The organism is Salmonella sp. SJTUF15581 (assembly GCF_043356775.1).
In the GTDB taxonomy this organism is placed as follows: Bacteria; Pseudomonadota; Gammaproteobacteria; order Enterobacterales; family Enterobacteriaceae; genus Salmonella; species Salmonella enterica.
On record NZ_JBEUJY010000008.1, the window covers coordinates 167888 to 182533 of the forward strand.

General features: G+C 53.0%; 11 protein-coding genes. All 11 read left to right on the forward strand.

Annotation, left to right across the window (positions count from 1 at the left end):
- Positions 1-110: 110 nt before the first annotated feature.
- The 11 genes from sdhC to cydX all read left to right on the forward strand — a co-directional run bounded on the left by sdhC (position 111) and on the right by cydX (position 14520).
- Positions 111-515, forward strand: a complete 405-nt coding sequence (sdhC, locus tag ABVN36_RS15515; RefSeq protein WP_000263340.1) for a succinate dehydrogenase cytochrome b556 subunit — start codon at positions 111-113, stop codon at positions 513-515.
- Positions 509-856, forward strand: a complete 348-nt coding sequence (gene sdhD, locus ABVN36_RS15520; protein WP_000254356.1) for a succinate dehydrogenase membrane anchor subunit — start codon at positions 509-511, stop codon at positions 854-856. The genes sdhC and sdhD overlap by 7 nt, the downstream gene beginning before the upstream one ends.
- A complete protein-coding gene (gene sdhA / locus ABVN36_RS15525; RefSeq protein ID WP_000775561.1) occupies positions 856-2622 on the forward strand; it encodes a succinate dehydrogenase flavoprotein subunit in 1767 nt (588 codons plus the stop codon). The genes sdhD and sdhA overlap by 1 nt, the downstream gene beginning before the upstream one ends.
- 16 nt (positions 2623-2638) lie before the next feature.
- Positions 2639-3355 (forward strand): succinate dehydrogenase iron-sulfur subunit SdhB, encoded by a 717-nt coding sequence (gene sdhB, locus ABVN36_RS15530; protein ID WP_001537859.1) that lies wholly within the window; start codon positions 2639-2641, stop codon positions 3353-3355.
- 525 nt (positions 3356-3880) lie between these two features.
- Positions 3881-6682, forward strand: a complete 2802-nt coding sequence (gene sucA / locus ABVN36_RS15535; protein WP_241371388.1) for a 2-oxoglutarate dehydrogenase E1 component — start codon at positions 3881-3883, stop codon at positions 6680-6682.
- Positions 6683-6696: 14 nt separating this feature from the next.
- Positions 6697-7905, forward strand: coding sequence for a 2-oxoglutarate dehydrogenase complex dihydrolipoyllysine-residue succinyltransferase (odhB, locus tag ABVN36_RS15540; RefSeq protein ID WP_000099858.1), 1209 nt, complete (start codon positions 6697-6699; stop codon positions 7903-7905).
- A gap of 141 nt (positions 7906-8046) precedes the next feature.
- Positions 8047-9213 (forward strand): ADP-forming succinate--CoA ligase subunit beta, encoded by a 1167-nt coding sequence (gene sucC / locus ABVN36_RS15545; RefSeq protein ID WP_001048590.1) that lies wholly within the window; start codon positions 8047-8049, stop codon positions 9211-9213.
- Positions 9213-10082 carry a succinate--CoA ligase subunit alpha gene (sucD, locus tag ABVN36_RS15550; RefSeq protein ID WP_000114631.1) on the forward strand — a complete coding sequence of 290 codons (870 nt, stop codon included), beginning with the start codon at positions 9213-9215 and terminating at the stop codon, positions 10080-10082. The genes sucC and sucD overlap by 1 nt, the downstream gene beginning before the upstream one ends.
- Positions 10083-11668: 1586 nt before the next feature.
- Entirely contained in the window at positions 11669-13237 is a 1569-nt protein-coding gene (cydA, locus tag ABVN36_RS15555) for a cytochrome ubiquinol oxidase subunit I (RefSeq protein WP_000884369.1), read from the forward strand.
- 15 nt (positions 13238-13252) lie between these two features.
- Complete coding sequence (cydB, locus tag ABVN36_RS15560; protein WP_023138052.1) at positions 13253-14392, forward strand: cytochrome d ubiquinol oxidase subunit II; 1140 nt, start codon at positions 13253-13255, stop codon at positions 14390-14392.
- A gap of 14 nt (positions 14393-14406) precedes the next feature.
- Positions 14407-14520 carry a cytochrome bd-I oxidase subunit CydX gene (gene cydX / locus ABVN36_RS15565; RefSeq protein WP_000270278.1) on the forward strand — a complete coding sequence of 38 codons (114 nt, stop codon included), beginning with the start codon at positions 14407-14409 and terminating at the stop codon, positions 14518-14520.
- Positions 14521-14646: the final 126 nt, after the last annotated feature.

Genomic DNA, 14646 nt, shown 5'->3' on the forward strand with positions numbered 1-14646 from the left:
GGACGCTGTCTGACCCGCACGCAGACCGGAGGAAGGAAATCCCGTCGTCTTTCTGGCTACAGGTAGATTCACCTCTGTAACCGAAGTCTTAAGGGAATAATAAGAACAGCATGTGGGCGTTATTCATGATAAGAAATGTGAAAAAACAAAGACCTGTCAATCTGGATCTACAAACGATCCGGTTCCCCATCACAGCGATAGCGTCCATTCTCCATCGCGTATCCGGTGTGATTACTTTCATCGCCGTCGGCATACTACTGTGGCTACTGGGCACCAGCCTCTCTTCTCCGGAAGGATTCCAGCAGGCCGCCGACATCATGGACGGCTTCATCGTTAAATTTATCATGTGGGGCATCCTTACCGCGCTGGCGTATCACGTCATCGTGGGAATTCGTCACATGTTAATGGATTTTGGCTATCTGGAAGAAACATTCGAAGCGGGTCAACGCTCTGCCAAAATCTCTTTTGTTATCACTGTCGTGCTTTCACTTCTCGCAGGAGTCCTCGTATGGTAAGCAACGCCTCCGCATTAGGACGCAATGGCGTACATGACTTCATCCTGGTCCGTGCTACCGCTATCGTTCTGACGTTATACATCATCTACATGGTGGGTTTTTTCGCCACGAGCGGCGAACTGACCTTTGAAGCCTGGACCGGTTTCTTCTCATCGGCCTTCACCAAAGTCTTCACCCTGCTGGCGCTTTTTTCCATCTTGATTCATGCCTGGATCGGCATGTGGCAGGTGTTAACCGACTACGTTAAACCACTGGCAGTGCGTCTGATACTGCAACTCGTTATTGTTGTTGCGCTGGTGGTTTACGTCATCTATGGATTTGTTGTGGTGTGGGGTGTGTAATGAAACTGCCAGTCAGAGAATTTGATGCTGTTGTGATTGGTGCCGGTGGCGCAGGTATGCGCGCGGCGCTGCAAATTTCCCAAAGCGGCCAAACCTGTGCGCTGCTCTCGAAAGTCTTCCCGACCCGTTCCCATACCGTTTCCGCGCAGGGCGGTATCACCGTGGCGCTCGGCAATACCCATGAAGATAACTGGGAATGGCACATGTACGACACCGTTAAGGGGTCGGACTACATTGGTGACCAGGATGCCATCGAATATATGTGTAAGACCGGACCGGAAGCGATTCTGGAACTGGAGCACATGGGGCTACCGTTCTCCCGTCTTGATGATGGACGTATCTATCAGCGCCCGTTCGGCGGCCAGTCGAAAAACTTTGGCGGCGAGCAGGCGGCACGTACCGCGGCGGCGGCTGACCGTACCGGTCACGCCTTGCTGCACACGCTGTATCAACAGAATTTGAAAAACCACACCACGATTTTCTCCGAATGGTATGCGCTGGATCTGGTGAAAAACCAGGATGGCGCGGTGGTGGGGTGTACCGCACTGTGCATCGAAACCGGTGAAGTGGTGTACTTCAAAGCCCGCGCGACGGTGCTGGCGACCGGCGGCGCAGGCCGTATCTACCAGTCCACCACCAACGCTCACATCAACACCGGTGACGGTGTCGGTATGGCGCTGCGTGCCGGTGTCCCGGTGCAGGACATGGAAATGTGGCAGTTCCACCCGACCGGCATCGCCGGGGCGGGCGTGCTGGTGACAGAAGGCTGCCGCGGCGAAGGCGGTTACCTGCTGAACAAACACGGCGAGCGCTTTATGGAGCGTTATGCGCCGAACGCCAAAGACCTGGCGGGTCGTGACGTGGTGGCGCGTTCCATCATGATCGAAATCCGTGAAGGCCGCGGCTGCGATGGTCCGTGGGGGCCGCACGCTAAACTGAAACTGGATCATCTGGGTAAAGAGGTGCTGGAATCTCGCCTGCCGGGTATCCTGGAGCTGTCCCGCACTTTCGCTCACGTCGATCCGGTGAAAGAGCCGATTCCGGTTATCCCGACCTGCCACTACATGATGGGCGGTATTCCGACTAAAGTGACCGGTCAGGCGCTGACCGTGAACGAGCAGGGCGAAGACGTGGTCATTCCGGGGCTGTTTGCGGTAGGCGAAATCGCCTGTGTATCGGTTCACGGCGCCAACCGTCTGGGCGGTAACTCACTGCTGGATCTGGTGGTCTTTGGCCGTGCGGCGGGGCTGCATTTACAGGAATCCATCGCCGAGCAGGGCGTGCTGCGCGACGCCAGCGAGTCTGACGTTGAAGGTTCTCTGGAGCGCCTGAATCGCTGGAACAATAACCGCAATGGCGAAGATCCGGTGGCTATCCGCAAAGCGTTGCAGGAGTGTATGCAGCATAACTTCTCCGTATTCCGTGAAGGCGACGCGATGGCGAAAGGGCTTGAGCAGTTGAAAGTGATCCGCGAGCGTCTGAAAAACGCCCGTCTGGATGACACGTCCAGCGAGTTTAATACCCAGCGTGTTGAGTGTCTGGAGCTGGATAACCTGATGGAAACCGCCTACGCCACTGCCGTATCAGCCAACTTCCGGACGGAAAGCCGCGGCGCGCATAGCCGCTTCGATTTCCCGGAGCGTGATGATGCCAACTGGTTGTGTCATACCCTGTATCAACCGCAAACGGAATCCATGACGCGCCGAAGCGTCAATATGGAACCGAAACTGCGTCCGGCGTTCCCGCCGAAGATTCGTACTTATTAATTGCGGAGACAGGATGATGAAACTCGAATTTTCGATTTATCGTTATAACCCGGATGTCGATAACGCTCCGCGTATGCAGGATTACACCCTGGAAGGCGAAGAAGGGCGCGACATGATGCTGCTGGATGCGTTAATCCAGCTTAAAGAAAAAGATCCCAGCCTTTCTTTCCGCCGTTCCTGCCGCGAAGGCGTGTGTGGTTCTGATGGTTTGAATATGAACGGTAAGAATGGTCTGGCCTGTATTACCCCTATTTCGGCGCTGACTCAGCCGGGTAAGAAGATTGTGATTCGCCCGCTGCCCGGTTTGCCGGTGATCCGCGATTTGGTGGTAGACATGGGGCAATTCTACGCACAATATGAGAAGATTAAGCCTTACTTATTGAATAATGGGCAAAATCCACCGGCTCGTGAGCATCTGCAGATGCCGGAGCAGCGTGAAAAACTCGATGGGCTGTATGAATGTATTCTTTGCGCCTGTTGCTCAACATCCTGCCCGTCATTCTGGTGGAACCCGGATAAGTTTATCGGTCCGGCGGGGCTGCTCGCGGCGTATCGATTCCTGATCGATAGCCGTGATACCGAGACCGATAGTCGTCTGGAAGGGATGAGCGATGCATTCAGCGTATTCCGCTGTCACAGCATTATGAACTGCGTCAGTGTATGTCCTAAGGGACTAAACCCGACGCGCGCTATCGGCCATATTAAGTCGATGCTGTTGCAGCGTAGCGCGTAAGTAGTTGTAGTGGTTGCCGGATGGCGACGTACCGTCTTATCCGGCCTACGGGTTACGTATTCTGTAGGCCTGATAAGCCAGGCGCCATCGGGCAATAGAAGTGCAGGAAACCTCTAAAAACTGCCATATGATTAGTAATAATCGAGATGTTCAGAGCGAGACAAGGCGCGGTCTGAACGAATCTTCGGGAGCATAGTTAACTATGTGACCGGAGTAAGCGAAGGTCGCAACGCAGTCGTAGCCTGAACAGCGAAGATTATTAGACAGTTTTTAAAGGTTCCTTAGCGGACGCAGATGACACGACAGTCCGCAACAAGTGAACCCCGGCACGCATACAGCGTATGCGTGGTTAGTATCCACGGCGAAATACTCGTCATAGTTCACGTTGCATGTGCGTTGGCTGCACTTGCTCACCCCGGTCACTTACTGGATGTAAGCTCCCAGGGATTCGCAAGCTTGCCGCCTTCCTGAAACGTGACCTATTTAGAGTATTAAATAAGCAGAAAAGATGCTTAAGGGATCACGATGCAGAACAGCGCTTTGAAAGCCTGGTTGGACTCTTCTTACCTCTCTGGTTCGAATCAGAGCTGGATAGAACAGCTCTATGAAGACTTCTTAACCGATCCTGACTCGGTAGACGCTAACTGGCGTTTGACGTTCCAGCAGTTACCTGGTACCGGAGTCAAACCGGATCAACTCCATTCAAAAACACGTGAATATTTCCGGCGGCAGGCGTTGGCTGGCTTACGTCACTCTTCTACGATTTCCGACCCTGACACCAATGTGAAGCAGGTTAAAGTCCTGCAGCTTATCAACGCTTATCGTTTCCGTGGCCATCAGCATGCAAACCTCGATCCGCTGGGACTGTGGAAACAAGAACGCGTGGCGGATCTCGATCCTTCTTTCCATGATTTGACCGAGGCCGATTTCCAGGAAACCTTCAATGTCGGCTCCTTTGCCAGCGGCAAAGAGACGATGAAGCTGGGCGAGCTGCTCGACGCGCTCAAACAGACCTACTGCGGCCCGATTGGCGCTGAGTATATGCACATCACCAGCACCGAAGAGAAACGCTGGATCCAACAGCGCATCGAATCCGGTCGTGCGGCCTTTAGCGCTGACGAGAAAAAACGCTTCCTGAACGAACTGACCGCCGCTGAAGGGCTGGAACGTTATCTGGGCGCCAAATTCCCGGGTGCGAAACGTTTCTCGCTCGAGGGGGGAGATGCGCTGATACCCATGCTGAAAGAGATGGTTCGCCATGCGGGTAACAGTGGCACTCGCGAAGTGGTGCTGGGGATGGCGCACCGCGGTCGCCTGAACGTGCTGATCAACGTACTGGGTAAAAAACCGCAGGATCTGTTCGACGAATTTGCCGGTAAGCATAAAGAACATCTGGGTACTGGCGACGTGAAGTATCACATGGGCTTCTCGTCAGATATCGAAACCGAAGGCGGTCTGGTTCACCTGGCGCTGGCGTTTAACCCATCGCATCTGGAAATTGTGAGCCCGGTGGTGATGGGCTCCGTGCGCGCCCGTCTGGACAGACTGGACGAACCGAGCAGCAACAAAGTGTTGCCGATCACTATTCACGGCGACGCCGCGGTGACCGGCCAGGGCGTGGTTCAGGAAACTCTGAACATGTCGAAAGCGCGCGGTTACGAAGTGGGCGGTACGGTACGTATCGTTATCAACAACCAGGTGGGCTTCACCACCTCTAACCCACTGGATGCGCGTTCAACGCCTTACTGCACCGATATCGGTAAAATGGTCCAGGCGCCGATTTTCCACGTCAATGCGGACGATCCGGAAGCCGTCGCTTTTGTGACCCGTCTGGCGCTGGACTTCCGTAATACCTTTAAACGCGATGTGTTCATCGATCTGGTGTGCTACCGCCGTCACGGCCACAACGAAGCCGACGAGCCAAGCGCAACCCAGCCGCTGATGTACCAGAAAATCAAAAAGCATCCGACGCCGCGTAAAATCTACGCCGACAAACTGGAAGCTGATAAGGTCGCAACGCTGGAAGATGCCACCGAAATGGTCAACCTCTATCGCGATGCGCTGGATGCAGGCGAATGCGTGGTGAAAGAGTGGCGTCCGATGAATATGCACTCGTTCACCTGGTCGCCGTATCTAAACCACGAATGGGATGAAGCATACCCGAACAAGGTAGAAATGAAGCGTCTGCAGGAGCTGGCAAAACGTATCAGCACCGTGCCGGAAGCCATTGAAATGCAGTCTCGCGTGGCGAAAATTTATGGCGACCGTCAGGCAATGGCGGCAGGCGAGAAATTGTTTGACTGGGGCGGCGCGGAAAATCTGGCTTACGCCACGCTGGTCGATGAAGGCATTCCGGTGCGCCTGTCCGGGGAAGACTCCGGTCGCGGCACCTTCTTCCATCGTCATGCGGTGATCCACAACCAGACGAACGGCTCAACGTATACGCCGTTGCAGCATATTCACAGCGGTCAGGGACAGTTTAAAGTCTGGGACTCCGTGCTGTCTGAAGAAGCGGTACTGGCTTTTGAATACGGTTATGCCACGGCGGAACCACGTACCCTGACTATCTGGGAAGCGCAGTTTGGCGATTTTGCCAACGGCGCGCAGGTAGTGATTGACCAGTTCATCTCCTCCGGCGAGCAGAAATGGGGCCGGATGTGCGGTCTGGTGATGCTGTTGCCGCATGGCTATGAAGGGCAGGGCCCGGAGCACTCTTCCGCGCGTCTGGAACGTTATCTGCAACTTTGCGCCGAGCAGAATATGCAGGTTTGCGTGCCGTCCACCCCGGCGCAGGTCTACCATATGCTGCGCCGTCAGGCGCTGCGCGGGATGCGTCGTCCGCTGGTGGTGATGTCGCCGAAATCGCTGCTGCGTCACCCGCTGGCGGTTTCCACGCTTGATGAACTGGCGAACGGTTCCTTCCAGCCGGCCATTGGCGAAATTGACGAGCTGGACCCTAAAGCCGTAAAACGCGTGGTAATGTGTTCTGGTAAGGTTTATTACGACCTGCTGGAACAACGTCGCAAAAACGACCAGAAAGATGTCGCTATCGTGCGCATCGAACAGCTCTATCCGTTCCCGCATAAAGCGGTGCAGGAAGCGCTGCAACCATACGCTCACGTCCATGATTTTGTCTGGTGCCAGGAAGAGCCGCTCAACCAGGGCGCATGGTACTGCAGCCAGCATCATTTCCGTGAAGTGATTCCGTTTGGGGCCGCTCTGCGTTACGCAGGTCGCCCGGCCTCCGCCTCTCCGGCGGTAGGGTATATGTCCGTTCACCAGAAACAGCAACAAGATCTGGTTAATGACGCGCTGAACGTCGATTAAATAAAGGATAAATAATGAGTAGCGTAGATATTCTTGTTCCCGACCTGCCTGAGTCCGTAGCGGACGCGACCGTCGCCACCTGGCATAAAAAACCGGGCGATGCGGTTGTTCGTGACGAAGTGCTGGTAGAAATCGAAACTGACAAAGTGGTACTGGAAGTACCGGCATCAGCGGACGGCATTCTGGATGCGGTTCTGGAAGAGGAGGGGACGACTGTCACCTCTCGCCAGATCCTGGGTCGCCTGCGTGAAGGCAACAGCGCGGGTAAAGAGACCAGCGCCAAATCTGAAGAGAAAGCGTCTACGCCGGCACAGCGCCAGCAGGCGTCGCTGGAAGAACAAAACAACGATGCGCTCAGCCCGGCGATCCGTCGCCTGCTGGCTGAACACAATCTGGAAGCCAGCGCCATTAAAGGCACTGGTGTGGGTGGGCGTCTGACCCGTGAAGATGTGGAAAAACATCTGGCGAAAGGCGAGTCTAAAGCACCCGCTGTTGAACCTGCAGCACAACCCGCTCTGGGCGCGCGCGGCGAAAAACGCGTGCCAATGACCCGCCTGCGTAAGCGCGTGGCCGAGCGTCTGCTGGAAGCGAAAAATTCCACCGCCATGCTGACGACCTTCAATGAAGTCAACATGAAGCCGATTATGGATTTGCGTAAGCAGTATGGCGAAGTGTTTGAAAAACGTCATGGTATCCGCCTGGGCTTTATGTCCTTCTACGTGAAAGCGGTAGTGGAAGCGCTGAAGCGTTATCCGGAAGTGAACGCCTCTATCGACGGCGATGACGTGGTGTATCACAACTACTTTGATGTGAGCATGGCGGTGTCTACGCCGCGCGGCCTGGTCACGCCGGTTCTGCGTGACGTGGATACGCTGGGCATGGCTGACATCGAGAAAAAAATTAAAGAACTGGCTGTCAAAGGCCGCGACGGCAAGCTGACCGTAGAAGACCTGACCGGTGGTAACTTTACCATTACCAACGGCGGCGTATTCGGTTCGCTGATGTCTACCCCGATCATCAACCCGCCGCAGAGCGCGATTCTGGGAATGCATGCTATTAAAGACAGGCCGATGGCGGTGGATGGCAAGGTGGAAATCCTGCCGATGATGTACCTGGCGCTCTCTTACGATCATCGCCTGATCGATGGTCGTGAATCCGTGGGCTTCCTGGTCACCATCAAAGAGTTGCTGGAAGATCCGACCCGTCTGCTGTTGGACGTGTAGTCAGCAAGAGCATCACCTGCTACCTGTAGGCCGGATAAGGCGTTCACGCCGCCATCCGGCGATGGTGTAATGCCTGATGGCGCGCAGCTTTCAGGCCTACAGGTCTAAAGATAACGATTACCTGAAGGATGGACAGAACACATGAACTTACATGAATATCAGGCAAAACAACTTTTTGCCCGCTATGGCTTACCGGCGCCGGTGGGTTATGCCTGTACTACTCCGCGTGAAGCCGAAGAAGCCGCGTCTAAAATCGGTGCCGGCCCGTGGGTAGTGAAATGTCAGGTTCACGCTGGCGGCCGCGGCAAAGCGGGCGGTGTGAAGGTAGTAAAAAGCAAAGAAGAGATTCGCGCCTTCGCGGAAAACTGGCTGGGCAAACGTCTGGTGACCTATCAAACAGACGCTAATGGCCAACCGGTAAACCAGATTCTGGTTGAAGCGGCGACCGACATCGGCAAAGAACTGTACCTCGGCGCGGTGGTTGACCGTAGTTCTCGTCGCGTGGTCTTTATGGCGTCTACCGAAGGCGGCGTAGAGATCGAAAAAGTCGCGGAGGAAACCCCGCATCTGATCCATAAAGTCGCGCTCGATCCGCTGACCGGCCCGATGCCGTATCAGGGGCGGGAGCTAGCGTTCAAATTGGGTCTGGAAGGTAAACTGGTGCAGCAGTTCACCAAAATCTTTATGGGCCTGGCAACCATTTTCCTTGAGCGCGACCTGGCGCTGATCGAAATCAACCCGCTGGTGATCACTAAGCAGGGCGATCTGATTTGCCTCGACGGCAAGCTGGGCGCTGACGGCAACGCGCTGTTCCGCCAGCCGGATCTGCGCGAAATGCGTGACCAGTCTCAGGAAGATCCGCGTGAAGCGCAGGCGGCGCAGTGGGAACTGAACTACGTCGCGCTGGACGGCAACATCGGTTGCATGGTGAACGGCGCGGGCCTGGCGATGGGCACTATGGACATCGTTAAGCTGCATGGCGGCGAACCGGCTAACTTCCTTGACGTGGGCGGCGGCGCAACCAAAGAGCGCGTCACCGAAGCGTTTAAAATTATCCTCTCGGATGACAACGTGAAAGCGGTTCTGGTTAACATCTTCGGCGGTATCGTCCGTTGTGACCTGATTGCCGACGGTATCATCGGCGCGGTGGAAGAAGTGGGCGTGAACGTTCCGGTGGTGGTGCGTCTGGAAGGCAACAACGCCGAACTCGGCGCGAAGAAACTGGCTGACAGTGGCCTGAATATTATTGCAGCGAAAAGTCTGACGGATGCAGCTCAGCAGGTTGTTGCCGCAGTGGAGGGGAAATAATGTCCGTTTTAATTAATAAAGATACCAAGGTTATCTGTCAGGGCTTCACCGGTAGCCAGGGGACTTTCCACTCCGAACAGGCGATTGCTTACGGTACGCAAATGGTCGGCGGCGTAACGCCGGGCAAAGGCGGCACCACGCATCTGGGTCTGCCGGTGTTCAACACCGTGCGCGAAGCAGTAGAAGCTACCGGTGCGACCGCATCCGTTATCTACGTCCCGGCGCCGTTCTGCAAAGACTCCATCCTGGAAGCGATCGATGCAGGCATCAAACTGATTATCACCATCACCGAAGGTATTCCGACTCTGGATATGCTGACCGTGAAAGTGAAGCTGGACGAAGCAGGCGTACGCATGATCGGCCCGAACTGCCCAGGTGTGATCACCCCGGGCGAATGCAAAATCGGCATCATGCCGGGTCACATTCATAAGCCGGGTAAAGTGGGTATCGTTTCCCGTTCCGGTACCCTGACCTATGAAGCGGTTAAGCAGACCACCGACTACGGTTTCGGCCAGTCTACCTGTGTCGGTATCGGCGGCGACCCGATCCCGGGCTCTAACTTCATCGACATCCTGAAACTGTTCCAGGAAGATCCGCAGACTGAAGCGATCGTGATGATCGGTGAGATCGGCGGCAGCGCGGAAGAAGAAGCGGCGGCTTACATTAAAGACCACGTGACCAAGCCGGTTGTTGGCTATATCGCGGGTGTTACCGCGCCGAAAGGCAAGCGTATGGGCCACGCTGGCGCCATCATTGCCGGTGGTAAAGGTACTGCGGATGAAAAATTCGCCGCGCTGGAAGCCGCAGGCGTGAAAACCGTTCGCAGCCTGGCCGATATCGGCGAAGCGCTGAAAGCAATTATAAAATAAAACTTGCTGTTCCTGCGGGAACAGATAAATGTCCGTTTTCGACATGGTTGGCCACCTTTACGGTGGCCTTTTTTATGGCTTTATTGTTTGTGGCAAAGTACGGGTGAAGCATCCGGGATATAAAATTATTGGCTTTGTAAATATTGAACTATAGGAAAGTGATGACTCATTAAAAAAACATGGTGGAGTCTAAAAATAATTGATAATAACCGTCTGGCAGCGGCAGTAAATTTACTCAGTTTGCCGGTTAACTCTTTTGCAGCAAATACAGATGCTGTCTTAGTGAAAGACCTGCCGACCTCATCGGAGACGGATTATGCGCTTTCCGCCATGAAAAAAACGCATTGCAGCATTACACTATGTTGACGCTAACCTCTATAGTAAATTGACGCTTGACTCTGTGGCCGCGCATGTTTGCCTGAGCGCGAACTACACGTCTCCTCAGATGTATCGCGCTTACACAGACTGCTTGTTTAATGGCAGAATAAAACAGCTATTTTAATCATAAGAGTACCAGCATTATTTCCCTGAAGTATTAAAGATATCGTTTAATAAATCATATGAACTTTTTCTGGTTAAAAGAGGTTAACTTTAAAAATTATTAAGAACTTATTGACACTATTCGTTCGTGATTAATCATGTCTAAAGGGTATTTATGGCTGCGAATAAACAGAATTATCACTATGAGTGACGTAGAAATTGAGGGTAAATCAGTGAAGGTGATAACAGAATCTTCGCTATAATAATTATAGAGAGGTAAATACGGTGTTGTTGAAATAAAGAAAAAGTAGCGAATAAAATGTTTGTTTGATCCTGGCTATCTGGAAGGCTTATTAGCGATAATTAAGGCGATAACCTGGCAAGATGAGCCTGGCCATTAGTCGTCGGGAAAGGGAAGTTGGGGCAGGGTAATCCCGGTGGGATGATGGCGCGTGTGCAATGAGATAGTTTCTTTGCGGTGTTAATTATAAGTAAAATAAAAATAGACTAAATGTATAAAATAATAAGTGTTGATAATCTGCAGAAAAAATCTGTGAGCTATTTAGCAATAATTGAACATCAATGTGGAATGTTTTTTACTGGATGCGGGGCAGTAAAAAACGCACAAAATGTTTAGCCTTATCGAATAAGCCTCTTTTTACAGGGGGTTTGAAATTACTCTTTGCAAAAACAAAAAGTTAACAAAAAATTCACCATGCATTCAATGAATAAACATTATTAACATTAACTTCAAAAATTGATTTTAATCAATATTTAAATGTTGGAAAAGAGCATCAAAACTGGTTAAATTGTCCGTGATCAAATTCCCTGAAAAGCGATAGATTAGCCATAAATTGATCGCTGTCGAAAAAAGCAAATCTGACCCACTAAAAACCTGTTTATTGTAAGGGTTTTACGGCGTAATATATTTGCGGGATCAATTTGGGTTTTTTATTAACATGTTTGTAACTTTTCATCATTACTGTTTCCTTCCCGAGGGGATAGTACGATGGAAGGCCGCAAATAAATTTGTATTGGGGCATGCGTGTGACCCTTTCTAACGGGGTTCACTCTCGGAGTCTTCATGCGATGAGCAAGGAGTCATGATGTTAGATATAGTCGAACTGTCGCGCTTACAGTTTGCCTTGACCGCGATGTACCACTTCCTGTTTGTGCCGCTAACGCTCGGTATGGCGTTCCTGCTGGCCATTATGGAAACGGTATACGTCCTTTCCGGCAAACAGATTTATAAAGATATGACCAAGTTCTGGGGCAAGTTGTTTGGTATCAACTTTGCTCTGGGTGTGGCTACCGGTTTGACCATGGAGTTCCAGTTCGGGACAAACTGGTCGTACTACTCCCACTATGTTGGGGACATCTTCGGTGCGCCGCTGGCCATCGAAGGTTTGATGGCCTTCTTCCTCGAATCCACCTTTGTAGGTCTGTTCTTCTTCGGCTGGGATCGTCTGAGTAAAGTTCAGCATATGTGCGTCACCTGGCTGGTGGCTCTGGGGTCCAACCTCTCCGCGTTGTGGATTCTGGTAGCGAACGGCTGGATGCAAAACCCAATCGCTGCGGATTTCAATTTCGAAACCATGCGTATGGAAATGGTGAGCTTCTCTGAACTGGTGCTGAACCCGGTAGCACAGGTGAAATTTGTTCACACTGTGGCGTCCGGCTATGTCACCGGCGCGATGTTCATCCTCGGTATCAGCGCTTACTACATGCTGAAAGGTCGTGACTTCGCCTTTGCTAAACGCTCCTTTGCTATTGCTGCCAGCTTCGGTATGGCTGCCGTACTGTCCGTTATCGTACTCGGTGACGAATCCGGTTACGAAATGGGCGACGTGCAGAAAACCAAGCTCGCTGCGATTGAAGCAGAATGGGAAACGCAACCTGCTCCGGCCTCTTTTACCCTGTTCGGCATTCCTGACCAGGACAAACAGGAAAACCATCTGGCGATTCAGATCCCTTATGCGCTCGGCATTATCGCTACGCGTTCCGTGGACACGCCGGTTATTGGTCTGAAAGATCTCATGGTTCAGCATGAAGAGCGTATCCGTAACGGGATGAAAGCCTATGAACTGCTGGAGCAGCTGCGCGCCGGTTCTACCGACCAGGCCGTTCGCGACCAGTTTAACAGCATGAAGAAAGATCTCGGTTACGGCCTGCTGCTGAAACGCTATACGCCTAATGTGACTGACGCGACCGAAGCGCAGATCCAGCAAGCGACGAAAGATTCCATTCCTCGCGTTGCGCCGCTGTACTTCGCTTTCCGTATCATGGTGGCGTGCGGCTTCCTGCTGCTGGCGATCATCGCACTTTCCTTCTGGAGCGTGATTCGTAACCGCATCGGTGAGAAAAAATGGCTGTTGCGCGCGGCGCTGTACGGTATTCCACTGCCGTGGATTGCGGTTGAAGCAGGTTGGTTCGTCGCCGAGTATGGTCGTCAGCCGTGGGCGATCGGCGAAGTGTTGCCGACAGCCGTGGCGAACTCATCGCTGACCGTGGGCGATCTGCTGTTCTCCATGTTCCTGATTTGCGGCCTGTATACCCTGTTCCTGGTGGCAGAATTGTTCCTGATGTTCAAATTTGCACGCCTTGGCCCAAGCAGCCTGAAAACCGGTCGCTATCACTTTGAGCAGTCCACCGTGACTTCTCAGCCGGCACGCTAAGACAGGAGTCGTCAAATGATCGATTATGAAGTACTACGTTTTATCTGGTGGCTGCTGGTTGGCATTTTGCTAATTGGTTTCGCTGTCACCGATGGGTTCGACATGGGGGTGGGGATGCTCACCCGTTTCCTCGGTCGTAACGACACCGAACGTCGAATTATGATTAACTCTATCGCCCCGCACTGGGACGGTAACCAGGTGTGGTTGATCACCGCGGGCGGTGCGTTGTTTGCTGCCTGGCCGATGGTTTACGCCGCGGCGTTCTCCGGTTTCTATGTAGCGATGATCCTGGTGCTGGCGTCTTTGTTCTTCCGTCCGGTCGGTTTTGATTACCGTTCCAAGATTGAAGACCCGCGCTGGCGCAACATGTGGGACTGGGGCGTGTTCATCGGTAGCTTTGTGCCGCCGCTGGTGATTGGCGTGGCCTTTGGCAACCTGTTGCAGGGCGTACCGTTCCACGTGGATGAGTATCTGCGTCTGTACTACACCGGTAACTTCTTCCAGTTGCTGAACCCGTTTGGTCTGCTGGCGGGTATCGTAAGCGTAGGGATGATCATCACGCAGGGGGCGACTTACCTGCAAATGCGTACCGTTGGCGAACTGCACCTGCGCGCGCGCGCCACCTCGCAGATTGCGGCGTTGGTGACATTAGTGTGCTTTGCGCTGGCGGGCGTTTGGGTAATGTATGGTATTGATGGTTATGTCGTGACATCCGCGATTGATCATCATGCCGCCTCTAACCCGCTGACTAAAGAAGTGGCGCGTGAAGCTGGCGCCTGGCTGGTGAACTTTAATAATGCTCCGATCCTGTGGTTAGTTCCGGCTCTGGGTGTGGTTCTGCCGCTGCTGACTATCCTGACTTCCCGTATGGAGAAAGGCGCGTGGGCATTCCTGTTCTCTTCGCTGACCCTGGCCTGCATTATTCTGACGGCGGGTATCGCTATGTTCCCATTTGTGATGCCGTCCAGCACGATGATGAATGCCAGCCTGACCATGTGGGATGCGACATCCAGCCAGATGACGCTGAACCTGATGACCTGGGTTGCGGCGGTGTTCGTACCGATCATTCTGATCTACACCTGCTGGTGTTACTGGAAAATGTTCGGTCGTATCACTAAAGAACATATTGAAAGCAACACCCACTCTCTGTACTAAGTAAGGAGCTTAAAATGTGGTATTTCGCATGGATTCTGGGAACGCTTCTTGCCTGTGCATTCGGGATCATTACCGCCCTGGCGCTTGAGCATGTTGAAGCGGGTAAAACCGGTCAAGAAGAAAGCTAATGATTCATATTGTCGCTATGCAATATACAAAATCATTTAAGTTGCATCGCGGCGGCAAGGCTGCGAATCCCCAGGAGCTTACATCAGTAAGTGACTGGGGTGAGCAGCCGCAGCCAACAAAGAGGC

What these genes read in the sequence shown, in the direction of transcription:
- sdhC (WP_000263340.1), top strand. Translation starts at nt 111, where the DNA reads ATGTGGGCGTTATTCATGATAAGAAATGTGAAAAAACAAAGACCTGTC.
- sdhD (WP_000254356.1), top strand. Translation starts at nt 509, where the DNA reads ATGGTAAGCAACGCCTCCGCATTAGGACGCAATGGCGTACATGACTTC.
- sdhA (WP_000775561.1), top strand. Translation starts at nt 856, where the DNA reads ATGAAACTGCCAGTCAGAGAATTTGATGCTGTTGTGATTGGTGCCGGT.
- sdhB (WP_001537859.1), top strand. Translation starts at nt 2,639, where the DNA reads ATGAAACTCGAATTTTCGATTTATCGTTATAACCCGGATGTCGATAAC.
- sucA (WP_241371388.1), top strand. Translation starts at nt 3,881, where the DNA reads ATGCAGAACAGCGCTTTGAAAGCCTGGTTGGACTCTTCTTACCTCTCT.
- odhB (WP_000099858.1), top strand. Translation starts at nt 6,697, where the DNA reads ATGAGTAGCGTAGATATTCTTGTTCCCGACCTGCCTGAGTCCGTAGCG.
- sucC (WP_001048590.1), top strand. Translation starts at nt 8,047, where the DNA reads ATGAACTTACATGAATATCAGGCAAAACAACTTTTTGCCCGCTATGGC.
- sucD (WP_000114631.1), top strand. Translation starts at nt 9,213, where the DNA reads ATGTCCGTTTTAATTAATAAAGATACCAAGGTTATCTGTCAGGGCTTC.
- cydA (WP_000884369.1), top strand. Translation starts at nt 11,669, where the DNA reads ATGTTAGATATAGTCGAACTGTCGCGCTTACAGTTTGCCTTGACCGCG.
- cydB (WP_023138052.1), top strand. Translation starts at nt 13,253, where the DNA reads ATGATCGATTATGAAGTACTACGTTTTATCTGGTGGCTGCTGGTTGGC.
- cydX (WP_000270278.1), top strand. Translation starts at nt 14,407, where the DNA reads ATGTGGTATTTCGCATGGATTCTGGGAACGCTTCTTGCCTGTGCATTC.